We start from the raw sequence: 24,558 nt of genomic DNA on the forward strand, positions 1-24,558 counted from the left end.
TCATTTCACCGCTGTGAGATCCCGCCCATGATGCGTCAGTATGAGCTTGTCGAGCGCGTCCAGCGCTACAAGCCTGACGTCAACGAGGCGTTGCTTAACAAGGCCTATGTCTATGCCATGCAGAAGCATGGCCACCAGAAGCGCGCTTCCGGCGATCCCTATTTCTCGCATCCGCTCGAAGTCGCCGCGATCCTCACCGAAATGCACATGGACGAGGCAACGATCGCGGTCGCCCTGCTGCACGACACCATCGAGGACACCACCGCGACACGGGCCGAGATCGACGAGCTGTTCGGGCCGGAAATGGGCAAGCTGGTCGAGGGTCTGACCAAGCTGAAGAAGCTCGACCTCGTGTCGAAGAAGGCCGAGCAGGCGGAAAACCTGCGCAAGCTTCTGCTGGCGATCTCCGAAGACGTCCGCGTCCTTCTGGTCAAGCTCGCCGACCGCCTGCACAACATGCGCACCCTCGACCATATGCCGGAGGCCAAGCGCCTGCGTATCGCCGAGGAGACCATGGACATCTATGCGCCGCTGGCCGGGCGCATGGGCATGCAAGGCATGCGCGAGGAGCTGGAGGAGATAGCCTTCCGTTATATCAACCCGGAAGCCTATCGCGCCGTCACAGCACGGCTCGCCGAGATATTCGAGCGCAACAAGGACGTGCTGACCGAAATCGAGAAGGCGCTCTCCGGCCTCTTCGAGAAACATGCGATCAAAGCCAGCGTGAAGAGCCGGCAGAAGAAGCCGTGGTCGGTGTTCCGCAAGATGGAAGCCAAGGCGCTTTCCTTCGAGCAACTCTCCGACATCTTCGGCTTCCGCGTCGTCGTCGACACGCTCGAGGACTGCTACCGGGCGCTGGGCGCCATCCACACCACATGGTCGATGGTGCCGGGACGGTTCAAGGATTACATCTCGACGCCGAAGCAGAACGACTACCGCTCGATCCATACCACCATCGTCGGGCCGTCGCGCCAGCGCGTCGAGCTGCAGATCCGCACCCGCGAGATGAACAAGATCGCCGAATATGGCGTCGCCGCCCACTCGATCTACAAGGACACTGGCGGCAAGACCAACGGAACCGCGCATGCGATCTCGAAGGAGACCAACGCCTATGCCTGGCTGCGGCGCACCATCGAGCAGCTTGCCGAAGGCGACAATCCCGAGGATTTCCTCGAAAACACAAAGCTGGAACTGTTCCAGGACCAGGTGTTCTGCTTCACGCCGAAAGGCATGCTGATCGCCTTGCCACGTGGTGCGACGCCCATCGATTTTGCCTATGCGGTGCATACCGATGTCGGCGACACCTGCGTCGGCGCCAAGGTCAACGGCCGCATCATGCCGCTGATGACGGAACTGAAGAACGGCGACGAGGTCGAGATCATCCGCTCCAAGGCGCAGGTGCCGCCGGCTGCGTGGGAATCGGTCGTCGTCACCGGCAAGGCGCGCTCGGCCATCCGCCGCGCCACCAAGAACGCCATCCGCAAGCAGTATTCGGGCCTCGGCATTCGCATCCTGGAACGCGCCTTCGAGCGGGCTGGCAAGACCTTTACCAAGGAGAGTCTCAAGCAGGTGCTGCACCGGCTGGCGCGCAAGGACATCGAGGACGTGCTGGCCTCGGTCGGCCGTGGCGAGCTTGCCTCCACCGATGTCATGAAGGCGGTGTTCCCCGACTACAAGGACGAGCGCGTCACCACGGCCGCGCCCAAGCAGCGCGAGGAGGGCTGGTCGAAGATCCGCAATGCCGCCGGCATGCTGTTCCAGATTCCGGGCCGCGCCGCGCGCAAGGACAAGGACCAGCCCAAGGACGGCGCCGTGCCGATCCGCGGCGTGCGCGGTGACCTGCCGGTGCGTTTCGCGCCGGAAGGGGCCGTGCCTGGCGACCGCATCGTCGGCATCGTTCAGCCGGGCACCGGCATCACCATCTATCCGATACAGTCGCCGGCGCTGCAGGCCTTCGACGACCAGCCCGAACGCTGGATCGATGTGCGCTGGGACATTGACGAGCGCACCAAGGAGCGCTTTCCGGCGCGCGTATCGGTTACCGCCATCAATGCGCCTGGTTCGCTCGCCGATATCGCCCAGGTCGTTGCGTCGAACGACGCCAACATCCATACGCTGTCGATGGTGCGCACCGCGCCCGATTTCACCGAAATGCTGATCGATCTCGAAGTCTGGGATCTGAAGCACCTCAACCGGCTGCTGTCGCAGCTCAAGGACAATTCGAGTGTCAGTGATGCAAGGCGTGTGAATGGCTGACACGGCTGATCTATGTGGGGATAGGCGCAGATGAATACCGATGAAGTGCTGGGCATTTTCCGTGAGGCGGGTGCTGTTCTGGAAGGGCATTTCATTTTGACCTCGGGCCTGAGAAGCCCGGTCTTCCTGCAGAAGGCGCGGGTGTTCATGCATGCCGACAAGACCGAGCGGCTGTGCAAGGCGTTGGCCGAAAAGATCCGTGCGGCGGTGCCAGGCAAGATCGATTATGTCGTCGGTCCGGCGATCGGCGGGCTGATCCCGGCCTACGAAACCTCGCGCCATCTCGGCGTGCCGGCGATCTGGGTCGAGCGGGAAGGGGGCGAGTTCCGCTTGCGCCGCTTCGAGATCGCCGCCGGTGCGCGCGTCGTCATCGTCGAGGACATCGTCACCACCGGCCTGTCGATCCGCGAAACCATCGAGTGCCTGCGCGAACTGGGCGCCGAGGTGGTGGCCGCTGCCTGCATCATCGACCGTTCGGCCGGCAAGACCCATGTCGGCGTGCCGCTGATCGCACTTGCCGAATATGAGGTTCCAGCCTACCCGGCCGATCGCCTGCCGCCGGAGCTTGCCGCCATACCGGCAACCAAGCCCGGCAGCCGCAACATCTGACGAGGAGGCCGAAATGATCGCAGGCATCGATCATTTCGTGCTGACGGTCGCTTCGCTGGAAGTGACTTGCGCGTTTTATCAGCGTGTACTGGGCTTTGAACGCATCGATACGCCGGGCCGACCGACAGCGCTGGCCTTCGGCAATCAGAAGATCAATGTGCACGAGGTCGGCCGCATCTTCGAGCCGAAGGCGAAGTCGCCGACGCCCGGATCCGGTGATTTCTGCCTGATCACTGACCGGCCGCTGGGTGAGGTCCGTGCCCGTCTCGCGGCCAGCGGTGTGGTGGTCGAACTCGGTCCGGTCGAACGTGTTGGTGCGCGAGGGCTGATGATGTCGGTCTATTTCCGCGACCCGGACGGCAATCTGGTCGAGGTCAGCGAATACCAATCCTAACACCCAAGCATTCGTCTGCGACAATAAATCCAAGCGGCTTCTTAAATTCGCCGCGATTGTCCGGCGTTGGACGGGCGAACCTTACCAAAAATTATGGCCACGGGGCTGCTGTGCTGACGGCCTTCGGTTGTTGTTGGGGTTGCGCATGGCTATATCAAGGTTGCGATTGCCATTGGGTGATCGTCAAACGCAAGATGTGGCTGTCGCGCCCGGCTGAAGTTGCCGGTGCGGGAGCCGTGGAACGGAAACAGAGTGCTTTTTCGACGTCGCAAGCCTGATGGTCTTTTCGAACGGGTGCGTACCTATCTGTGGCCGCGCCGCTCTTTTTCGCGCTCGCTTCAGTATTTCTCCAAGCGCATCTTGCGGCTGAAGGCCACTCCGCATGCGGTGGCGGCCGGTGTCGCCGCCGGCGTCTTCGCTTCGTTCTTTCCTGTCGGTTTCCACTTTGCCATCGCCGCCGTTGTGTGCTGGGTGATCGCCGGCAACCTGGTGGCAGCGGCACTCGGCGCGGTGTTCTTCGGCAATCCGCTGACCTTCCCGTTGCTATGGGGCGCTTCCTGGGAGACCGGCAAGCTCATCCTGCACGATCGCCTGCCGGTGCACGGCCCGCCGGCGCATCTGGGCGAGATGCTGCACAAGCTTTCCTTCGCGCAATTGTGGAAGCCCGTGCTTGAGCCGATGCTGATTGGCGCGGTACCGCTCGGGTTGGTCTTCGGGCTCCTGTTCTATGGCATCACACGCTGGGGTATGAACGCTTTCCGCGAGCAGCGGCGCAAGCGCCTGGCCGAGCGGTCCGCCCGGCATGCGCAATCGTCTCATCCCGCCGAAAGCATCGGTACCACGGCACGATGATCATCGGCATCGGCAGCGACCTGATCGATATCAGACGCATCGAGAAGTCGCTTGAGCGCCACGGCCAGCGCTTCATCCAGAGAATCTACACTGAGGTCGAGCAGGCACGTTCGGAGGGGAGACGCGCCCGCGCGGCCTCTTACGCCAAGCGCTTCGCCGCCAAGGAGGCTTGCGCCAAGGCACTGGGCACCGGTCTCGCGCGGGGCGTGTTCTGGCGCGACATGGGTGTCATCAACCTGCCCAGCGGTGCGCCGACCATGGCGCTGACCGGCGGGGCCTTGGCGCGGCTGGACAAAATCCTGCCAAGCGGGTATCGGGCCGCAATCCACCTCACCATCACGGATGATTTCCCGCTCGCTCAAGCCTTTGTGATCATTGAGGCGTTGCCCGTCGAAGAAGCGCCACATTGATTGCATCTGACGACCGGCATTGACGTTGCCCAGCGCGCGCCGAGACTCTATACCATCCAACGCACAATCGAGGACGACATGAGCGTGGCTGAAAAATCCGAGAAGAAATCCGGCGGGCTTGGCGAAACCGTCAGCGTCATCGTCCAGGCGCTTTTGCTCGCCCTGGTCATCCGCACGCTGCTGTTCCAACCCTTTTCGATTCCGTCTGGATCGATGCGGCCGACGCTTCTGGAAGGCGACTATCTGTTCGTCACCAAGTGGTCCTACGGCTATTCGCGTTATTCGCTGCCTTTCGGCCCCGACATTTTCTCGGGCCGCATCTGGGGTTCCGCGCCGAAGCGCGGCGACGTGGTGGTGTTCAAATTCCCACCGGACCCTTCCGTTGATTACATCAAGCGCGTGATCGGCCTGCCCGGCGACAAGATCCAGATGAAGGACGGCCAGCTGTTCATCAACGGGGTCGGCGTGCCGCGCGTGAAGGCCGGCCAGATCGACAATCCCGACATCACCGAGACGGATCGTCCCATCGACGTCTATCGCGAGACGCTGCCGAACGGTGTCAGCTACGACACGCTTGATTTGTCACCGGATTCGATCGGCGACAATACCCGCGAATTCGACGTGCCGCCCGGCCATTATTTCATGATGGGCGACAACAGGGACAATTCCAGTGATAGCCGGTTCACCGTCGGCTACGTTCCCGCGGAGAATCTGGTTGGCCGCGCCAATCTGATTTTCTTCTCGATCGCCGGCAAGGCAAGCCCGCTTGAAATCTGGAAATGGCCGTCCTTGATGCGCGCTTCGCGCCTGTTCCATTTTGTAAATTAGGGATGGCAGCGGCAAAACGGCTTACCGCCGACGCGCTCGCCGAAGCGCTTGTGGAACGCACGGGCCACGCCTTTGCCGACCGCAAGCGCCTGCAGCGTGCATTGACCCATGCCAGTGCGCGCGGCGCCAATGCCGGCACCGACTATGAGCGCTTCGAGTTTCTTGGCGACCGGGTTCTCGGCCTGGTGGTCGCCGACATGCTGCTGGCCGCATTTCCGGATGCTGCGGAAGGTGAACTGTCGCTGCGGCTCAATGCGCTGGTCAACGCCGAGGCGCTCGCGGAAATCGCCGAGGATATCGGCCTGCCGGATCTGATCCGCGCCGGATCGGACATGCGCGGGCTCGAGGGCCGCAAGCGTGTCAATTTGCGCGCCGACGCGTTGGAATCGCTGATCGCGGTGCTTTATCTCGATGGCGGGCTGGAGGCGGCGCGCGCTTTCATCCATAAATACTGGCAGCCGCGCTCGCAGGCTTCGGGCGCCGCACGCCGCGATGCCAAGACCGAATTGCAGGAATGGGCGCACCAGGCGGCAAGTGCTGTCCCCGCCTACAGCATCGACAGCCGTGAGGGGCCGGATCACGATCCGCTCTTCACGATCAGCGTCCGGGTTGGTGCATTTCAGCCCGCGAGCGGCAGCGGTCGTTCAAAGCGCGAGGCCGAGCAGGCCGCCGCGGCAGCAATGCTCGTTCGCGAAGGCGTCTGGAACAACGTATCGGACGCGCGGCGCGTTAATGAAGGGAGCGCGGCATGACCGCCACCGAAGAGACCTCTGCGGCACCAGAAGCCGCCGCCACGCACTCCGGCTTCGTCGCACTCATCGGCGCGCCCAATGCGGGCAAATCGACCCTGGTCAACCAGCTTGTCGGCGCCAAGGTGTCGATCGTTACCCACAAGGTGCAGACGACGCGCGCCATCGTGCGCGGCATCGCCACGCATGACAATGCACAGATCGTCTTTGTCGACACGCCTGGCATCTTCAAGCCCAAGCGGCGGCTTGATACGGCGATGGTGACCACCGCCTGGGGCGGCGCCAAGGATGCCGATATCGTGTTGCTGCTGATCGACGCCGAGCGCGGCATCAGGGGCGACGCCGACGCCATCCTCGAAAGGCTGAAGGACGTTCGCCAGCCGATGGTGCTGATCCTCAACAAGGTCGATCGGGTCAAGCATGAGACGCTTCTGGCCTTGTCCGCGGCAGCGAACGAAAGGGTGCCGTTCAAGCGCACCTTCATGGTCTCCGCGCTGACCGGTTCCGGTTGCAAGGACCTGCTCGACTATCTCGCCGAAACGCTGCCTGCCGGCCCCTGGTACTATCCGGAGGACCAGATCTCGGACCTGCCGATGCGCCAGCTGGCTGCCGAGATCACCCGCGAAAAGCTCTATCTGCGGCTGCATCAGGAATTGCCCTATTCCTCGCATATCGAGACCGAGAAATGGGAAGAGAAGAAGGACGGCTCGGTGCGCATCGACCAGACCATCTACGTCGAGCGCGACAGCCAGAAGAAGATCGTCCTCGGCCACAAGGGCGAGACCATCCGCGCCATTGGCCAGGCAGCGCGTATGGAGATAGCAGGCATCCTCGAACAGAAAGTGCACCTGTTCCTGTTCGTGAAGGTGCGCGAGAACTGGGGCGACGATCCCGAGCGCTACCGCGAGATGGGTCTCGAATTCCCGCATTAATATCCAATGACAGCCATGGCGACGCCGTCTGATTCGTCAGCGATCGATATCTATGCGGCAGGCGGCTTGCGTCATGTGCTGCCAGCGCTGGTTCAGCGTTTTTAGAGGCGACGGGCGTTGCGGTCGAAAGCCGCCACGGCCCAGCCGTATCGAACAGGGCGACCGACCTGACCTGTTCTTGCCCGCCAATTTCGCCCATCTGGCACGCCTTGCCGAGCTTGGTCTGTCCGGCTCGCCGGTAGTTTTTGCGCGCAACACGATGGCGGCGGCAGTTCGCCGCGCTGCCAATGTCACGACGGGCACTTTCGTCGACCAACTGCTCGATCCCGCCATCAGGATCGGCACCTCGACGCCGCTCAAGCCTCGCTGATCGCTACGCTCTGCTTTCCGCTTCGCGAGGGCATCCGGGTGAATGTGCCGGCGGCTTCCAACGATTCAATGACATGGTAAGGCTATATCCAGATTTTTTTAGACGACTCAGCATGCATCACTGAAATGCAAAGAATAAGTACGATAAATATGAATTTAGCCGTGAAATTAAACGAGATTATTACACAAATATGACGTTGTGCCATTTGTACAAGTCGGAAAATCAAATGGATTGAATTAGTGTTATTTGTGCAACACGGATTTAATCTGTGGCGAGAATCCGGCGGATTTACGGAATTGTCATTGAAGGCGGACGATCGATGGGTATGTTCGCCGCGAAAAGGGGGAGCGGTGCGAGCCTTTTTCGTTGTGGGGGTGAGGCGGGAAAACAGTGCCGCCAGCCACAAATCCGAAGCCAATTTAAAACTATGACTGGAGAGGTCAGAAAATGAACATCAAGAGCCTCCTTCTCGGCTCAGCCGCGGCACTGATCGCGGTGTCCGGCGCGCGCGCCGCCGACGCTGTCGTCGTCGCCGAACCGGAGCCGGCCGAATACGTCAAGATCTGCGACGTCTACGGCGCCGGCTACTTCTACATTCCCGGCACCGAGACCTGCCTGCGCATCGGCGGCTATGTCCGTTATGACATCGGCGTCGGCGATGCCGGCTCGCTCGATGGTGTCAACCATGTCCCTGATCATCAGGATGGTGGCACGCATTCGACCTACTACAAGAACACCCGCTTCACGCTGAAGACCTGGACCGGTCAGGAAACCGAACTCGGTACCCTCAAGACCTACACCGAGACCCGCTTCAACTACGGCAACAGCAGCGGCGACTATCTCGATCAAGGCGACTCCAATTCCAGTAGGGATGACTGGCAAGGCCGTAACAAGTCTCTCTCGCTGCGTTACGCCTGGATTCAGCTCGGCGGCCTGCGAGTCGGCAAGGACGATACGGCTTTCGATACATTCATCGGCTATGCCGGCAACGTCATCCAGGATACGCTGGTTCCGTATGGCGGGCAGGAGAGCAACGTCGTTCAGTACTACTTCGATGCGGGCAACGGCCTCTCGGCGTTGGTCTCTCTCGAAGAAGGCGCCGGCAAGGTCGGCACCATCGACAGCTATGTTCCGCATGTCGTCGGCGGCTTGAAATACAAGGGCGACTGGGGTGCGATCACCGGCGTCGTCGCCTATGACAGCAACTATGAAGAAGTCGCCGGCAAGGTCCGTTTGGACGTGAATGTCAGCAAGGAATTTTCGCTGTTCATCATGGGCGGTTACGGTTCGGACAACAACCTCAACGATCCGACCAACGCCATCAATGCCAAAGGTCGCGGCTTCTACAAGCAGTGGGGCGGCAACTGGGCAGTCTGGGGCGGCGGTACCTACAAGTTCAACGCCAAGACTGCGTTCAATGCCCAGGTCTCCTATGACGACTGGAAGAACCTCGGCATCGCCGCCAACGTTGCCTACACCGTTGTGCCCGGCTTTACGGTCACGGCTGAAGTCGATTACCTCAATGCTGGAAAGTTCGGCGACGCCGACTTCAACAACTGGACCAAGGCCAACAAGAAGAGCAGCGTCGGCGGCATCCTCCGCTTCCAGCGCTCGTTCTAACGATCGACTGACCTTACCAGGCCGCCCGCAGCGATATGCTGCGGGCGGTTTTTTTTATGCACTGTCCCGGCGCCGGTCTGTCAGGTGCCAAAACCCATACCTTGATTTCGCCATCCAACCGGTGAAATGCTCCAGGCATGGAATGGCGCGACGAGGGAATCATTCTCGGCACCCGCAAGCATGGCGAAACCAGCGCCATACTCGAGGTGATGACACGCGCGCATGGCCGCCATCTCGGCCTTGTCCGTGGCGGTCGCTCGCGCAAGCAGCAGCCCGTTCTCCAGCCAGGCAATCGCGTCGACCTGTTGTGGCGGGCGCGGCTCGACGAACATCTTGGCACGTTCCAGGCCGAGGCGATCGAGATGAACGCCGCCCGGCTGATGGACAGCGCCGTTGCCGTCTACGGGTTGCAGACCATGGCCCAGCATCTGCGCCTGTTGCCCGAGCGTGACGCCCATGGCGGCCTCTACGAGGCGCTCACCGTGATGATTGTCCATCTCGGCGATGCCGACGCCGCCGGCGAACTGGTGGCGCGCTTCGAGCTTCTGATCCTCGATGAACTCGGCTTCGGCCTCGATCTCAGCCAGTGTGCCGCCACCGGTACGCGGCAGGACCTTGCCTATGTCTCGCCGAAATCGGGCCGCGCGGTATCGCGCGAAGCCGGCGCGCCATGGCGTGACAAGATGCTGGCGCTGCCGGCCTTCCTGCAGCGCGGCTCCGGCCTGCGGGCGGATCCGGCGGCGGTGGAAGACGCCTTCCGGCTGACCGGCTTCTTCTTCACGCGCCACGTCTATGAGCCACGCGGCATCGAGCCGCCCGACGCCCGCTCCGGCTTCCTTGCCGCGCTGCGCAAGCACCATGCGCGCGGCAGGACCTTGGCCGAAGACAACGCGGCCAGAGAAATCATCACATGAGAGAAGTAGAACCTTATCCGGGCCGGGTCTCGCCGCTTGGCCTCGGCGCGACGCCAATCTGGCGGCACGGTGAGTTTTCTGGCCGTCTGGCCGCCGCATTTGAATGTCAGTGAGACTGGAACGTCAGTGAAAACGGGCCTGGTTTGGGGGAACCGCCATGTTTGAAAGCCTGATCGGCCTTGTCGCCATCATCGCGTTGTTCGTCATCATTTCGCGCCAGCAGAGCCGCATTGGCCTGATCGAGCGCGAGCTTGGCGCGTTACGCAGCCTGGTCCTTTCCGGCGCCGTGCCGCCCGTGGCCAAGCCGTCTGAACAATCAGTGATCGACAGCAGGCCGGCCGACGCGACCACAGCAGTCGCGGCAGCGGTCGAAATCGCCTCGCCAGCGGTGAGCGAGCCGGTTGCCGCACAGGCGCCGGCTCTAGAATCGGAAGCTCCATTCGGCGAGGCCGTGCCGGGGCCGTGGGCCGCAGGCGAGCCCAAGGCAGCCGAACCTGCCGAGCCAGCTGCGGCGAAGGCGACCGGCAAACCGGACATCGAAACCGCGCTTGGCACCCGCTGGGCGGTCTGGGTCGGCGGAATCGCGCTGGCGTTGGGTGGCCTGTTTCTGATCCGCTACACGATCGAAGCCGGCATTTTCGGCCCCGGCGTGCGGCTGACCATGGCCGCGGTTCTCGGACTGGTGCTGGTCGCCGGCGGCGAGTTCATTCGCCGCACCGGCTTCCAGGTGCCGGTGCAAGGTGCCGCCGGCGCCTATATTCCGGCGATCCTGACGGCGGCTGGCGCTTTCATCCTGTTCGGCACCGTCTATGCCGCGCACGGCATTTACGGCTTCATCGGCCCGGCGCTTGCCTTCACCCTGCTTGGCGCCATCGGCGTGGCGACGATCGCGGCGGCCCTTGTCCACGGCCAGGCGCTGGCCGGCATCGGCCTCATCGGCGCCATGGTGACACCGATGCTGGTCGCCTCGCAGGCGCCCAATCCCTGGGCGCTGTTCGGCTATCTCTCGATCGTGCTTGTTGCTACGGGCGTCATCGCCCGCATGCGCGACTGGAAATTGTTGATGGCGGCGGCCTTTGTCGGCACCGGTGTCTGGACCATCCTCTACATGACGGATGCGCCAGGCGCGAACCTCTCCGCCATCCTGTTCATTGATGCCGTCACGCTGGCCGTGCTCGCTCTTGTCTGGCTCGGCCGCCGTGACGACGAAACCGGACCAGCCAGGGCCTTCGACTGGCCGTCCATCGCGCCTGGCCTGTTCGTCGCATTCTCGGCGCTGGGCCTGTCGGTCGACCCGGCCTTTGCCGCCGCCGGCGATGCCTTGCCGGGCGCCGTGATCCTGGCCGCAATGGTGGCTGTTGCGCTCTATCGCCCATTGGCGCTGCCGCTGCTTTACGCGGCCGGACTGGTGACAGTGCTGATCTATCTCGGCATCATCCCACCAACGTCCGTGGCATCGGGTTTTTCCAGTGATGCTCTGGGTGTCGACGGCCAGCCGGTGGTGGTGTCCGATGCCTTGACGTTGCGCATCGGCATTGCGCTCAGCCTGATTTTCATCGGCGCCGGCTTCTGGGCCGCGCGCCGCTTCGCTACCTCGGTACAGATCCGCGCCGCCTCATGGGGGGCGTGGGGCGTCATCGTGCCACTGGTCATTCTGCTCGCGCTCTGGTTCACCTTCGGCAACCTCGACCGTGATCTTGTCTACGGAGCGGTCGCGGCATTGCTGGTCGTGATTTTTGCCGCCGGCGCCGAGTGGATCGCGCGCGGCGAAGAGCCGCCGCTCAAGGGCGGCGCAGCGGTGTCGTTTGCCTTGGGCGGTGCTGCGATAGCCGGTCTCTTGATGCTGCACATGGCTTTCGATTCCGGCTGGACCACCATCCTGCTGGGTGTCGCTGCCGTCGTGCCGGCGCTGGCCACGCGCTGGCGCTCCTATCCGGCGCTCGGCTGGATTTCGGTCGGTGCGGTGATCTCGGTGGTTGGCCGCGTCGCCTTCGACCCGACCATCGTCGGCGCTGAATTCCTCTCCATGACACCGGTCTTCAACTGGCTGCTGCCGGGCTACGGCATACCGGCGCTCGCCTTCGGCTTCGCCGCCTGGCAACTCGCCCGCACCACCAATGGCCGGCCGCGCCTCGCCATGGAAGCGGGGGCGGCACTGTTTGCGCTGCTCACCCTTGCCATGCTGGTGCGCCATGCCATGCATGGCGGCGTCATCGACACGGGTGCCATGACGCTCGCCGAGCAGGCGATCTACACGCTGATCGCCATCGGCGCCGGCGCCATCCTGGTCGCCATCGACATGCGTTCGCCAAGCTCGGTGCTGCGCCATGGTTCGATGGCCGCCGGCGTGGTCTCGGCCGCCTTCATCGTCATCCGGCATTTCGTGGTGCTGAATCCGCTGTTCACCGACGAATCGACAGGCCGGATCCCGGTGTTCAACCTGTTGTTCCTCGCCTATCTCCTGCCGGCGGTCGCCGCCGGGGGACTGGCGCTCTACGCCAGGGACAAGCGGCCGAAATGGTATGCGCAGATGCTGGCCGTGGTGGCGGCCGTGCTTGCCCTGGCCTATGCCACGCTGTCGGTCAGGCGGCTGTTCAAGGGTGAGTTCATCGGCCTGTGGAGCGGCCTCGGCCAGTTGGAGACCTACACCTATTCGGCGCTTTGGCTGGTCATAGGCGTGGCTCTGCTCACCGCCGGCGTCTGGTTGAAGTCGCAGGTGCTGCGCATCGCCTCGGCGGCGCTCATCTCGATCGCCGTGCTGAAAGTGTTCATCTTCGACATGTCGGAATTGGAAGGCGTGCTGAGGGCGCTGTCCTTCATTGGTCTCGGCGCGGTGCTGATCGGCATTGGCCTGTTTTATCAGCGGCTGCTGACGCGGGCGGCGAAGGAAAACGGATAAAGGCAAGCAAGAACAATAAAATTTCAGTCCGGCCGGGAATAAATCGGCCAATGGGCTCGTTATCTGATTGCTTGGGTGACCGGAGCGGCGGACCGCTTCGCGCTGGCCGCTTGCGCCGCGCCGGGAAGGCGCGTTCAATTGGGTTTAACAAAGGCGACCTCAGAACCAGCGGTCATGGACGAAAAGAAGGCAGCGATCCTTGGCGAAATACCGCGTCTGCGCCGCTATGCGCGCTCGCTTTTGCGCGACCGCGATTCTGCCGACGACCTCGTCCAGGATTGCCTCGAACGGGCGCTTGTGCGGCTTGACAACTGGCAGACGGGAGAAAGCCCCAGGAGGTGGCTGTTTACGATCATGCATCATTTGTTCATCGACCAGATGCGAAAGGTGAACCGTCGCGGTGAAGCGGCGATGCTGCCGCTGGAGGCTGGCGAGGCAGTTGCCCAGCCGGCCGAGCAGATGGAGAGCATCGCCTCGCGCGAGATCATCGACGCATTGCAGGCGATCAGCCCCGACCGCCGGGCGGCTCTCGTCATGGTCGCCATCGAAGGTTTTTCCTACGCCGAAGCCGCCAATATTCTCGGCGTGCCCGCGGGCACGCTGATGTCGCGCATTGCGCGCGGGCGTGAGGAACTGCGCGGGCTGCTGGACGACACGGCACGCCGCCGCGCAATAAGGATCGTCGAGAAATGATCCGTCGCGATTTTTCCGAACGTGACATCCACATGGCGCTCGACGGCGAGCTGCCAGCCGATGAGCGCACCGCTTACGATGCCTGGCTCGACGCCAATCCCGAAATGAAGGCCAGGAGCACGCGCTTCACCGCCGACCGGGCGGCATTGCAGGCCGCCTTCGCCAGCGTGCTGGACGAGACCGTCCCAGTGCGGTTGCGCAAGGTCGTGCTTGGCGAGACGCCGGTCAAGGCTGCGGCACCGCGCTCGCGCTGGTGGCTTTCTGCCGCTGCGGCCGTGCTGCTGGCCGCCGGCGGGCTCAGTGGCTATCTTGCCGGCATCGGCGGCATCGGACAGGAGGACCCGGCGGAGGATCGGCTCGCCGAACAGGCGATTGCCGCCCATGTCATTTATGCCGCCGAAAAGCGCCATGCGGTGGAAGTGCCGGCCAGCGACAAGGATCATCTGCAGACCTGGCTGTCCAACCGGGTTGGGTTGAAGCTGGTCGCGCCGGATCTGACCGCGAACGGTTTTCAACTGGTCGGCGGCCGGTTGCTGCCGGCCGGCGAGAGCAAGGCCGCGATGCTGCTCTACGAGGACGACAAAGGCGAGCGCATATCGCTCTTCGTTACCACGGAATCGACCGAGAATGCCAAGGGCACCTACATGGCGGCGCAGGACGGCCCGCAGGCCGTCTACTGGCTGGACAAGGGCTATGGCTGCGCCGTCGTCGGCTCGCTGCCGCACGAGCAATTGACGGTCGTGGCCAAGAGCGCCTATGGCCAGCTTTTGGCAGGTCTCGCGAGCTGAGTTGGCTGCGATTTTCCGCAGCCGGCAGCCCTCAAAACGGCAATCCCGTTCAAAGCCCGCGCGCTTCCTTACCGCCACGGAACCTGTCACAATTCGGCCCTAATCAAGGTGCGATAGCGCTTGATGAATACCGGCGCTTCGGCCGGTGTTTACGACGTCTTTGGCCGGGGCCGTTTCGGCAACGAAATCGGGATTTCTTAAGCCGCATGCCTGCCGAGATCCGCACGGCCCGCGCGTCTGACGTCGATGATCTCGCCGCCATCGAGAAAGCTGTTTTCTCGAGCGATCGCATTTCCCGCCGCTCCTTCCGCCTGTTCATCGAGCGCGAGACCGCCGAGACGCTGGTCGCCGAAGTCGATGGACGCGTTGCCGGCTATGCGATCGTGCTGTTTCGCAAGGGCAGCGGTGTGGCACGGCTCTATTCCATCGCCACCGGCCCCTTCTTCGGCGGGCTCGGTGTCGGCCGCCAGTTGCTCGGGGCCGCGGAAGACGCCGCCTTCGAACATGGCCGCATGATGTTGCGTCTGGAGGTGCGCGAGGACAACAGCCGTGCCATCCGCATCTACGAGCAGGGCGGCTATCGCAAGATCGGCCGTGAACCTGGCTATTACGAGGACGGCCAGACGGCGCTTCGCTATGAAAAGACCTTGCGCGGCGATGTTCCGATAGCCACCAAGGTGCCGTTCTACCAGCAGACCTGCGAATTCACCTGCGGCCCATGCTGCCTGATGATGGCCATGGCCAATTTCGACCGCGACTTCGTGCCGGATCCGGTCATGGAAATCCGCCTGTGGCGCGAGGCAACCACCGTGTTCATGATGTCGGGACCTGGTGGTTGCGAGCCGTTCGGCCTCGCTGTCTCGGGTTATGAAAGCGGGCTCGCGGCGGAGATCTACGTTTCGTTCTACGGCGCGCTGTTCCTGCAATCGGTGCGCAGCGAGGACAAGCGCCGGGTGATGGAACTTGCCCAGGTCGACTTTCGCCGTCGCGCGGAACAATACGGCATCCCGGTGAATTACCGTCCGTTCACCATCGACGACATTCGTGATGCGATCGCTGGGGGAAAACTGGTGCTGGTGCTGATCAGCGGCTTCCTTATGTTCGGCAAGAAGGTGCCACACTGGGTGCTGGCCATCGGCGACGACGGCGACCATATCTTGATCCACGATCCCTGGGTCGAGGACGAAAGGCAAGAAACCATCCTTGATGCCGCCAACATTCCGGTGCCCTACGGCATCTTCATGAACATGGCGCAGTTCGGCCGCGACGGGCTGCGTGCGGCCATAACTCTGGGGAAGCGCGACAGACAATGACCTGGGTCATCCTTACCGGCCGGCAAAGCGACCTCGACCAGGTGGCAACACCGCACAAGATCATCACCAACCGTGACTATCTCGCGCATCCGTCGCTGTTTCGCGGCCAGCGGCCGAAGGTCATCAACCTGTCAAACAATTACGCCTATCAGAGCCGCGGCTACTATGCCTCGTTGCTGGCGGGCTCGCGCGGCCACAAGGTCATTCCGACCGTCGAGACGATGATCGACCTGTCGGAACGCAAGCTCTACGAGCATGCATTGCCGGAACTGGAGCTGGCGCTCAACAAATGCCGCAAGGATCTCGGCGGCGCCTTTCCGCAAAAAGTCTGCATCTTCTTCGGCATCGGCCCGTCCAAGGTCTGGGACCGTTTCTCCAAGCTTTTGTTCGACTGGTTCCGGGCGCCGGCGCTCGAAGTCCACATCAAGGACAGCGCTGAATGGGCCTCGATCCGCAAGATCGGCTTCCACCCTCTGGCGCGGATGACCGAGGACGAAGAAAAAAGCTTCATCCAGTGCCTGGAGACCTACACCAACCGCGAGTGGCGCGACACCAAGGGCCGCACGCCGGCGCGCTACACCTTCGCCACGCTGGTCGATCCGCATGAGGAATTGCCGCCGTCGGAGATCTCGTCGCTGCGCTATTGGGCCAAGATCGCCGAAAAGATGGGGGTCGAGATCGAGCCGATCACCAAGAAGGACCTGGCCAAGCTCGCCAATTACGACGCGCTGTTCATCCGCGAGACCACGTCGATCTCCAACCACACCTATCGTTTCGCCCGCCGCGCCCAGCAGGAAGGCATGCCGGTCATCGACGACCCCCTGTCGATGATCCGCTGCACCAACAAGGTCTATCTCAACGAGTTGATGGCCTACAACAAGGTGCCGGTGCCGCCGACGGTGATGATTGCCGGCACGTCGGATCTCGAGGTAGCAGCGCAGACGCTCGGCTTTCCGCTGGTGCTGAAAATCCCGGATTCGTCGTTCTCACGTGGCGTCAAGAAATGCGCCAACTTCGAGGAACTTAAGACACTCGCCACCGAATGGCTGGAGGATTCCGATCTCCTGATCGCGCAGAAATTCATTCCGACCGAATATGACTGGCGCGTCGGGGTGCTCGGCGGCCAGCCGCTGTTTGCCGTCCACTATCTGATGGCCAAGAAGCACTGGCAGATCGTCAATCACAAGGCCAACGGCAAGCCCGACCAGGGCGGCATCAAGACCTTCACGCTGAAGGAAACGCCGGCGCATGTCGTCGAGACTGCGGTGAAGGCGGCGCGCTGCATCGGCGATGGCCTATACGGCGTCGACCTCAAGGAGACCAAGGACGGCGTTTTCGTCATCGAGGTCAACGACAATCCGAACCTCGATCATGGCTGGGAGGATTCCGGCGAAAAGGACGAGGTCTGGGTGCGGCTGACGCAGTGGTTCCTGGAGCGGCTGGACCGGCCGGGGCGGTAACAGTTTCAACCGAGGGGGAAACATGCAGTTCATCGTGATCGAGGATTTCACCGGCTGCGATCGCAAGGATATCTATCGCCGCTTTCGCGATCGGGGTCGCCTGAAGCCGGACGAGCTTGTCGTGCACCACAGCTGGATCGCGGCGGATATGAGCCGCTGCTTCATGCTGGTGGAGGCCGATGACGTCACGCTGCTGCAGCGCTGGGTCATCGAATGGGCGGATCTGGTGGAATTCGAGATCGTCCCCGTGGCGACGAGCAAGGACATGGTGGGAGCATTGAGCGGGCACCTCTGACCATCTCGCCGCTCGTCGGATCAACGGAGCGCTGGCGAGCCCACTGCGCGCCGGCATTCGTTGATCAGCCAATCACGGAAGGCCGCGACGACGTCGCGCCTCGCGCTCCGCTCCGGGATCGTCAGGCAATAAGGCTGGCGCAGCTCCAGCGCCCGGGCGAGGGGCCGGACCAGCCTGCCGTCCTCCATCGCCTCGGCACAATAGACGCCTTGCGCCAACGCTACGCCCAACCCTGAAATGGCAAGGTCGAGTGCTGCCCGCGATGAGTTGGCCGAGAGGCCCTGCTGCACTGCCCGGCCCGGCTCGATGCCTGCCGCCTCGAACCAGTTGCGCCAGGACGGAAACGATGCACCGGTCGGTCCCCAGTCGGTATGGATGAGCGGCAGGCTGCCGAGGCTGTCGGGTTCGGTCGCATGGGTGAGCCTGGGCGCGCAGACGGGATAGACGGCGTCACGGACAATGTCCTCGGTCGGGTGTTCGCGATAATGCGGGCCGTAGGAGAGCCTGATGTCGATCAGCTCACGGTCGAACGATACCGGATCGTCATCACCTCTGAGCGATATGTCGACGGCGCCGTGGCTTGCGACAAAGCCGGTGAGACGCCGGGAAAGCCAGCCCATGGCCATCGATGGCGGCACCGAGACCACCAGGCGCGGGCGGAACGCATCGCTGCCCAGTTCGCGTGAGACGCTGCCAATCTCCTGGAAGGCCGTGGTCAACCTGGGCAGCATCTCGACGCCGGCCTCTGTAAGGACGACACGACGGTTGACGCGGTGGAACAGCTTGCGGCCGATCTGCTCCTCCACCGTGCGGATGAGTTGGCTGACGGCGGCGGCCGAGACCGAAAGCTCTTCCGCCGCCGTGGCAAAACTGCCTGTCCGTGCCGCCGCCTCGAAGGCCTGAAGTCCTTTTAGGGATGGAAGTGCGACCATGATTGCCAGATAGATAAGCTCAACTTATCCAAATTGCAGAAATCGTCGTTTTTGGAAAGTTTTTTCATCGGCTACGGTGCGCTTCGTCGAATCCCAGCCAGGATCGAAGCCGTTGGACCATCGCGACATCATTGCATCATTGACGCCGGAAGAGCGCAATCGCCTGACCGCCAAGTCCGACGTTGCGGGTCTCGTCCAACTAGGCACTCATTGGGGGGCGATCGTGATCATTGGATCGCTGATCGCCGCGAAGGTGCCGTTCTGGCCGTTGCTGATGCTGCCGCAAGGCATCCTGATCGTGTTCCTGTTCACGCTGCTGCACGAGACGGTTCATCGCACGGCTTTTGAGACGCAATGGCTGAATGATGCCGTGGCGCGGGTGTGCAGCCTGGCGATCGCGCTGCCGGCGGACTGGTTCCGCTACTTCCATTTCGCCCACCATCGACACACGCAGGACCCACGGAACGACCCGGAACTGGCCTTCCCCAAACCGGAAACCCTGCGGCAATATCTGATCCACATATCAGGCATCCCGTTATGGTGGGGGCACCTGAAGACGCTTTATGCCAATGCGATGGATCGAGGCCGGCAAAGCTACGTTCCGCCAAAAGGCCACGCCAAGGTGCGCGTCGAGGCGCGCGCCATGATTGCCTTCTACGCGGTCGTCATCTTGCTCGCCGTGTATTTCCGGCTCAGCGTGCTTCTCTATGTCTGGATCGTGCCGGCCTTGCTCGGGCAGCCGTTTCTGCGGCTCTATCTGCTCGCCGAGCACGGCAGTTGTCCGTTCGTCGCCAACATGCTGGAGAACACACGAACCACGCTGACGAACTGGTTTGTGCGCAAGCTGGCGTGGAACATGCCTTTCCATGCCGAGCACCATGCCTATCCCGGCGTGCCTTTTCATCAACTGCCGGCGTTTCATGCGTTGATAGACCGGCATCTGAAGGTCGTCGAACCGGGCTATGTGAGCTTCCACGGCAAGTATATCGAGACACTGCGCTGACGAGGTCGGTCTCAGCCGATCTGGCTGTGCAAGACGCGCGATTTCAGCAGGCGCTGAATGTCCGCCGCCTTTGACGGTACGCCAATCAGATAGCCCTGCGCCTCGACACAGCCATTGGCGCGCAGGAAGTCGAGCTGCGCCTCGGTCTCCACACCCTCGGCGGTGACAGTGATGCCGAGTTCGGCACCCAGCCCGATGATGGTGCGAACGATCGCCGCGGTATCGCGATTGCCCAGGTCGTGGATGAAAGAACGATCGATCTTGATCTTGTCGACGGGAAAACGCCTGAGATAACCAAGCGAGGAATAGCCGGTGCCGAAATCGTCCAGCGCGATGCGGATGCCGAGCTCGCGCAATTGACGCAGCGTCTTCAGCACGGTTTCGCTCTCGTCCATCAGCACGGTTTCGGTGATCTCCAGTTCCAGCTGATTGGCCGGCACGCCGGAAAAGGCCAGCGCCGAGATGACGCTGCGGGCGAAACCGCCGCTTTTGAGCTGCACGGCGGAAACATTGACTGCGATGCGCACGCCAGCAGGCCAGCTTGCCGCCGCCGCGCAGGCCTTCCTCAGTGCCCACTCGCCAAGTGGCACGATCAGTCCGGTTTCCTCGGCGACCGGAATGAATTCGTCCGGCGCCACCGTGCCGCGCGCTGGCGAATGCCAGCGCATCAGAGCCTCCGCGCCGATGATCTCGCCGGATTCTATGTTCATGAGGGGCTGGAAATCGAGATCGAATTCCTGGCGCGGCAGCGCTGTCTCGAGGTCGACCTCGAGCGCCCGGCGGGCCTGCACCATGGCGTCCATTCCGGACTCGAAGAAGCGATACAGGTTGCGCCCTTCGCTCTTCGCCCGATAGAGCGCCGTATCGGCGTTTTTCAGCAGAGTATCGGCGTCACTGCCGTCGTTGGGGAAAACGGAGATGCCCAGGCTGATGCCGACATGCATGTCCCGGTTCTTGTCGCGAAACGGCTTTGCGATTGCCTCGACGATGCGTTTCGCCAGTTTTTCAGCATGGGCGATGCCCTTGAAATTGAACTGGACGATGACGAATTCGTCGCCGCCGAACCGAGCCACGATGTCTGTTTCATTGTTTAGGCAACGCTGCAGCCTCTCGGCCACGCTTTTTAACAGCCAGTCGCCGGCCGGATGTCCCCAGGTGTCGTTGACGGCCTTGAAGCGGTCGAGATCGAGCGAGAAGATCGCCAGTGGCGTGGCCGCGGCATCCTCCAGCGCAAGGTAGAGCCGTTCGCGAAACATCGAGCGGTTGGGCAGTCCGGTCAGCGTGTCGTGATGCGCAAGGTGGGTCATGCGCTCTTCAGTTCGGCGGCGTTCGGTGACATCGTCGAAGGTCGCCACCCAGCCGCCGCCGCTCATTGGCTGGCGCGTGACCAGAACCGTTCTGCCGTCGGTAAGATGCCGATACGTCGAATGCATTTTTGCCGCCACCAGGCAGGCTTCGGTTTTGGCGACTTCGCTGTCGACATCGATCTTCGTATAGATGCCGAGTTCCAACAATCGTTCGAGCGCGTCGCGGTGCGTCGTTCCGAGCGGGAAGTCAGCCGCGGTGACGTTGTAGAGTTCCAGAAAGCGCCCGTTGCGCACGATCAGCCTGCCGTCGGCGTCGTACATCAGCAGCCCTTGCGACATGTTGGCGAGCGCCGCGTCGAAGCGGCGGTGCTGTTCCTTGAGATCCTGTTGGGCGCGTCGCTGCTCGGTGATGTCCTCGTAGATCGAGACCCAGCCGCCCGAAGCCAGCGGGCGATGCGAGATGTTGATGATGCGACCATCGGACAGCGTCTCCTCGTAGGTCGAGGGTCTGGCCTGGTCGATATAGGGCTTGCGGATGGCGTAGAGTTCATCGGCGCTTTGCGAGGCAATCCCGATGTCGGCGCTGTGCCGCAGGATGTCGAGGAACCGGATGCCGGGTCGGATCACGCTGGCGTCGAGGCAGAAGATGTCGAGGTAGTTGCGGTTGCAGATGATCATGCGCTCGTCGGCGTCGAACATGCACAGCCCATGCGACATGTTCTCGACCGCGGCCGAAAAACGTTCGTTCTGTTCGCGCAGTTCGTCTTCCATGTGGCGCGAACGATCCACGCCTTCGGCTCCCCGTTTCGGGACGGCCGAACCATCCTTGGCATCAACGACGGGCATGAAGCGCGCCTGCGGTTCGTGATTGAACGGGATACTGTGGTCGCCGGCGGTTAATTTAGCGTTTTCAGCCGATCGAGGGTGCTGGAACCTGACCGCGTGACTTCTCGATCGCGGAAAAGCGCTTCAGGAACGCATTCTGTGCCCAAGTGACGGAGCGTGGCGTGAAATCGAAGCGGTCGGCGTTGAATCCGCGCGGGCGGCCGAAGAACTCGGTCGCCTCGGCGGTCGAAAAACCGGCAAGCAGCGTTGCCTCGAAATAGGCGGCGATCTGGTCGGCGCGCTTGATTTCCTTGCGCAAGGTCGCAGCTGGTTCTGGCGGCAGCGAGAAGCGCAAATGAATGGCGCGCTGCAATCGCAACTCGCAGTCCTTGTAGCTGCCGCCCATCACCGATTTGAACGGCGAGATCATGTCGCCGATGACATATTCGGGTGCGTCGTGCAGCAGCGCCGCCATCCGGGCGTCGGCCGAAGCGCCAGGCACCAGGTCGCAGAACAGCGCTTCGACCAGTAGCGAGTGCTGAGCAACCGAAAACGCATGCTCACCACTGGTCTGGCCGTTCCAGCGGGCGACGCGGGCGAGCCCATGCGCAATGTCGGAGATTTCGATGTCGAGCGGCGAGGGGTCGAGCAGGTCGAGCCGGCGACCGGACAGCATGCGCTGCCAGGCGCGCGGCGGCGCGCCGACGCGATCGGCCGCCATCAGGCCTCCTCCGCGCTGACGGCTTCTTGCGGGAAGGTGAACTTCGCCCAGCCGGGGATGGCCGCCGTAACCGGGACATCTCCCGCCATGATCGGCAGGCCGGCGTCGAGCGCCGCCTTGACCCTGTCGATGCGGGCAATGGCAAGCCCGGTCGTGCCGGCATTCGAGCCGAGCAAGCCGACCGTCCGTCCGTCGACTGTGAGTTCGATGCCCGCGGCGGGCAAGGGAAGCCCGGCCTGGACGATCAGCACGCGCCGCCTGGCGGTGCCGCGATGCTGCATTCGCGAAACGACCTCCTGGCCGATGTAGCAGCCCTTCTTGAAGCCGACACCGCCCGTTTCATCGAGCAGCACGTCATGCGGGAATGCATCGCCGAGCGCGTAGTCGGTCCCACTTTCGGCAATGCCGTGGGCGATACGAAAGGCCTGCCACGCGGTGGCGTCGCCGCTCGCCGCGGCATTGCCATAGGAGCGGTTAACGACATCGCCGGAAAAGCGTCGGTCGACCACCGCCGCTGAATCAACGTGCGAGGTCGTTGACTCATTTCCCCACGCAACGGTGACAAGCGCCTGATCGGCCAACGAGATCTCGGCCTTGGCGCGCAGTTTGTAGAGCGTCAGCCGGCGCACGAAATCGCCTGCCATGTCGGCGCGGCATTCGAGCCGGAAGGTATTCTCGCCGGCGCGCGAGATAAGGAAATCGAACAGGATCTTGCCTTGCGGCGAAAGCAGGGCACCCGGCTTTGCTTCGCCGTCGCCGAGTGTATCGAGATCGGTGGTCACTATATTCTGCAGAAAATGCTCGGCATCCGGGCCGGACACGGAAATGAGGGCGCGGTCTTTCAGCAGGGCAAAGGGCATCGGCGGGAATTGAACCTGATCTTGCAAAACGGTCGGCCTTTACGTAAGCCGCTGGCACTCCCCCTGCAAGAGACTGGACCCATATGGCCACGACTTACGACCTCATCCTGACAGGCGGCATCGTGGTCAACCATGATGGCGAAGGTTTTCGCGACATCGGCGTTCGGGGCGGGCGCATCGCCACACTAGGCGATCTCTCACAAGCGTCGGCCGGCGAGACGATCGACTGCCGCGGCCTGCATATCCTGCCAGGTGTCATCGACAGCCAGGTGCACTTTCGCGAGCCGGGATTGGAGCACAAGGAAGACCTGGAAACGGGCTCGCGCGCTGCGGTGCTTGGCGGCGTCACCACCGTGTTCGAGATGCCCAACACCAATCCGCTGACCACCAGCGAGGCAGCGCTTGCCGACAAGGTCCGGCGTGGCAATGGTCGCATGCATTGCGATTTCGCCTTCTGGGTCGGCGGCACCCGCGAGAACGCCAGGGATGTCGGTGAGCTTGAGCGGCTGCCGGGCGCTGCGGGGATCAAGGTTTTCATGGGTTCGTCCACCGGCGATCTGCTGGTCGAGGACGACGATGGCGTCGCTTCGATCCTGAGGAACACGCGCCGCCGCGCCGCCTTTCATTCGGAGGATGAGTTCCGGCTGCGCGAGCGTCTTGGCGAACGCATCGAAGGTGATCCTTCATCGCACCCGGTCTGGCGCGACGAGATCGCCGCCTTGCGCTGCACCGAACGGCTGGTGCGCATCGCGCGAAACGTTCGCGCCCGCATCCACGTGCTGCATATCTCGACGGCCGAGGAAATTGTGTTTCTCGAACAGCACAAGGATGTCGCGACCTGTGAGGCGACGCCGCATCATCTGACGCTGTCGACAGACGATTACGCGCGGCTGGGCACGCTCATTCAGATGAACCCGCCGGTGCGCGCCGCGCGCCATCGCGACGGCGTCTGGCATGGCATTGTGCAAGGCATTGTCGACGTGCTCGGCTCCGACCACGCGCCGCACACGCTGGCCGAGAAGGCGAAGCTGTACCCGGCGTCGCCCTCGGGGATGACCGGCGTGCAGACGCTGGTGCCGATCATGCTCGACCACGTCAATGCCGGCCGGTTGACCCTGCAGCGCTTCGTCGACCTGTCCAGCCACGGCCCGCAACGTATCTTCGGCATGGCAAGAAAAGGCCGCATCGCCGCCGGTTACGATGCCGACTTCACTATTGTCGACATGAAGCGGCGCGAGACCATCACCAATGCACAGGCAGGCTCGAAAGCCGGTTGGACACCCTATGATGGCAAGCAAGTCACCGGTTGGCCGGTCGGCGCCGTCATTCGCGGCCGCTGCGTCATGTGGGACGGCGAAATCGTCACGCCAAGCCAGGGCAGGGCGGTGGAGTTCTCCGAGGCACTGGCGGGTTAGCTGTTTCGACGGCGCTGGAAAGGCGATCGGCAAAATCGCCGTCGACCAAAGGGCATTCGGCTCCAGACACGAGCGGGTGGGCGCTGTTTCGACCACGCCGCCGACTATTGCGG

Annotated in this window: 23 protein-coding genes; 19 read left to right on the forward strand and 4 right to left on the reverse strand. The window is 62.8% G+C overall.

All coding sequences use genetic code 11. The features are described from left to right. The first annotated feature begins 27 nt into the window (after positions 1 to 27). From BLS48_RS09555 to BLS48_RS09635, 17 genes are all read left to right on the forward strand, one after another. Positions 28 to 2,256, forward strand: coding sequence for a RelA/SpoT family protein (locus BLS48_RS09555; RefSeq protein WP_091577101.1), 2,229 nt, complete (start codon positions 28 to 30; stop codon positions 2,254 to 2,256). A gap of 30 nt (positions 2,257 to 2,286) precedes the next feature. Beyond that, the gene (pyrE, locus tag BLS48_RS09560; RefSeq protein WP_091577103.1) at positions 2,287 to 2,865 is read left to right on the forward strand and encodes an orotate phosphoribosyltransferase; all 579 of its coding nucleotides are present in this window, start codon (positions 2,287 to 2,289) and stop codon (positions 2,863 to 2,865) included. Positions 2,866 to 2,878: 13 nt separating this feature from the next. Beyond that, positions 2,879 to 3,259: a VOC family protein gene (locus BLS48_RS09565; protein ID WP_091577104.1), complete on the forward strand. Its 381-nt coding sequence runs from the start codon at positions 2,879 to 2,881 to the stop codon at positions 3,257 to 3,259. A gap of 252 nt (positions 3,260 to 3,511) precedes the next feature. Then, positions 3,512 to 4,111 (forward strand): DUF2062 domain-containing protein, encoded by a 600-nt coding sequence (locus BLS48_RS09570; protein WP_091577106.1) that lies wholly within the window; start codon positions 3,512 to 3,514, stop codon positions 4,109 to 4,111. Continuing rightward, the gene (gene acpS, locus BLS48_RS09575; protein WP_091577107.1) at positions 4,108 to 4,521 is read left to right on the forward strand and encodes a holo-ACP synthase; all 414 of its coding nucleotides are present in this window, start codon (positions 4,108 to 4,110) and stop codon (positions 4,519 to 4,521) included. The genes BLS48_RS09570 and acpS overlap by 4 nt, the downstream gene beginning before the upstream one ends. Positions 4,522 to 4,599: 78 nt before the next feature. Next, positions 4,600 to 5,349, forward strand: coding sequence for a signal peptidase I (lepB, locus tag BLS48_RS09580; RefSeq protein WP_091577561.1), 750 nt, complete (start codon positions 4,600 to 4,602; stop codon positions 5,347 to 5,349). A gap of 2 nt (positions 5,350 to 5,351) precedes the next feature. Beyond that, positions 5,352 to 6,101, forward strand: coding sequence for a ribonuclease III (rnc, locus tag BLS48_RS09585; protein WP_091577109.1), 750 nt, complete (start codon positions 5,352 to 5,354; stop codon positions 6,099 to 6,101). Continuing rightward, a complete protein-coding gene (gene era / locus BLS48_RS09590; RefSeq protein ID WP_091577111.1) occupies positions 6,098 to 7,030 on the forward strand; it encodes a GTPase Era in 933 nt (310 codons plus the stop codon). Before rnc ends, era begins: the two co-directional genes overlap by 4 nt. A 73-nt stretch (positions 7,031 to 7,103) precedes the next feature. Continuing rightward, positions 7,104 to 7,400, forward strand: a complete 297-nt coding sequence (locus BLS48_RS36555; protein WP_280142524.1) for a substrate-binding domain-containing protein — start codon at positions 7,104 to 7,106, stop codon at positions 7,398 to 7,400. Between the two features lie 447 nt (positions 7,401 to 7,847). After that, the gene (locus BLS48_RS09600) at positions 7,848 to 9,020 is read left to right on the forward strand and encodes a porin (RefSeq protein WP_091577114.1); all 1,173 of its coding nucleotides are present in this window, start codon (positions 7,848 to 7,850) and stop codon (positions 9,018 to 9,020) included. A gap of 137 nt (positions 9,021 to 9,157) precedes the next feature. Then, positions 9,158 to 9,934: a DNA repair protein RecO gene (gene recO / locus BLS48_RS09605; RefSeq protein WP_091577117.1), complete on the forward strand. Its 777-nt coding sequence runs from the start codon at positions 9,158 to 9,160 to the stop codon at positions 9,932 to 9,934. Positions 9,935 to 10,091: 157 nt separating this feature from the next. After that, on the forward strand, positions 10,092 to 12,833 hold the full coding sequence (locus BLS48_RS09610; RefSeq protein ID WP_091577118.1) for a DUF2339 domain-containing protein: 2,742 nt from the start codon (positions 10,092 to 10,094) through the stop codon (positions 12,831 to 12,833). Positions 12,834 to 13,007: 174 nt separating this feature from the next. Next, complete coding sequence (locus tag BLS48_RS09615; RefSeq protein WP_091577120.1) at positions 13,008 to 13,526, forward strand: RNA polymerase sigma factor; 519 nt, start codon at positions 13,008 to 13,010, stop codon at positions 13,524 to 13,526. Then, a complete protein-coding gene (locus BLS48_RS09620; RefSeq protein WP_091577122.1) occupies positions 13,523 to 14,314 on the forward strand; it encodes an anti-sigma factor family protein in 792 nt (263 codons plus the stop codon). The genes BLS48_RS09615 and BLS48_RS09620 overlap by 4 nt, the downstream gene beginning before the upstream one ends. Before the next feature lie 206 nt (positions 14,315 to 14,520). Continuing rightward, positions 14,521 to 15,627, forward strand: a complete 1,107-nt coding sequence (locus BLS48_RS09625; protein ID WP_091577124.1) for a peptidase C39 family protein — start codon at positions 14,521 to 14,523, stop codon at positions 15,625 to 15,627. Continuing rightward, positions 15,624 to 17,087, forward strand: a complete 1,464-nt coding sequence (locus BLS48_RS09630; protein WP_091577125.1) for a RimK family protein — start codon at positions 15,624 to 15,626, stop codon at positions 17,085 to 17,087. Before BLS48_RS09625 ends, BLS48_RS09630 begins: the two co-directional genes overlap by 4 nt. 22 nt (positions 17,088 to 17,109) lie before the next feature. Further along, positions 17,110 to 17,382 carry a DUF3303 domain-containing protein gene (locus tag BLS48_RS09635; RefSeq protein ID WP_091577127.1) on the forward strand — a complete coding sequence of 91 codons (273 nt, stop codon included), beginning with the start codon at positions 17,110 to 17,112 and terminating at the stop codon, positions 17,380 to 17,382. 20 nt (positions 17,383 to 17,402) lie between these two features. Here the strand turns inward: BLS48_RS09635 and BLS48_RS09640 are convergent, their stop codons facing one another. Further along, positions 17,403 to 18,314: a LysR substrate-binding domain-containing protein gene (locus BLS48_RS09640; RefSeq protein WP_091577129.1), complete on the reverse strand. Its 912-nt coding sequence runs from the start codon at positions 18,312 to 18,314 to the stop codon at positions 17,403 to 17,405. Between the two features lie 112 nt (positions 18,315 to 18,426). Here BLS48_RS09640 and BLS48_RS09645 point away from each other — a divergent pair, with 112 nt between their 5' ends. Beyond that, positions 18,427 to 19,317, forward strand: a complete 891-nt coding sequence (locus BLS48_RS09645) for a fatty acid desaturase family protein (RefSeq protein ID WP_091577563.1) — start codon at positions 18,427 to 18,429, stop codon at positions 19,315 to 19,317. 11 nt (positions 19,318 to 19,328) lie between these two features. Here BLS48_RS09645 and BLS48_RS09650 read toward each other — a convergent pair whose 3' ends face one another. The 3 genes from BLS48_RS09650 to ygfZ all read right to left on the reverse strand — a co-directional run bounded on the left by BLS48_RS09650 (position 19,329) and on the right by ygfZ (position 23,030). Beyond that, entirely contained in the window at positions 19,329 to 21,470 is a 2,142-nt protein-coding gene (locus tag BLS48_RS09650) for a putative bifunctional diguanylate cyclase/phosphodiesterase (protein WP_091577130.1), read from the reverse strand. A 64-nt stretch (positions 21,471 to 21,534) separates the two neighbouring features. Then, entirely contained in the window at positions 21,535 to 22,170 is a 636-nt protein-coding gene (locus BLS48_RS09655) for an HD domain-containing protein (protein WP_091577132.1), read from the reverse strand. Beyond that, a complete protein-coding gene (gene ygfZ / locus BLS48_RS09660; protein ID WP_091577134.1) occupies positions 22,170 to 23,030 on the reverse strand; it encodes a CAF17-like 4Fe-4S cluster assembly/insertion protein YgfZ in 861 nt (286 codons plus the stop codon). The genes BLS48_RS09655 and ygfZ overlap by 1 nt, the downstream gene beginning before the upstream one ends. 83 nt (positions 23,031 to 23,113) lie before the next feature. Here ygfZ and BLS48_RS09665 point away from each other — a divergent pair, with 83 nt between their 5' ends. Beyond that, on the forward strand, positions 23,114 to 24,445 hold the full coding sequence (locus BLS48_RS09665; RefSeq protein WP_091577135.1) for a dihydroorotase: 1,332 nt from the start codon (positions 23,114 to 23,116) through the stop codon (positions 24,443 to 24,445). Positions 24,446 to 24,558: the final 113 nt, after the last annotated feature.

This window comes from Mesorhizobium qingshengii (assembly GCF_900103325.1).
In the GTDB taxonomy this organism is placed as follows: domain Bacteria; phylum Pseudomonadota; class Alphaproteobacteria; order Rhizobiales; family Rhizobiaceae; genus Mesorhizobium; species Mesorhizobium qingshengii.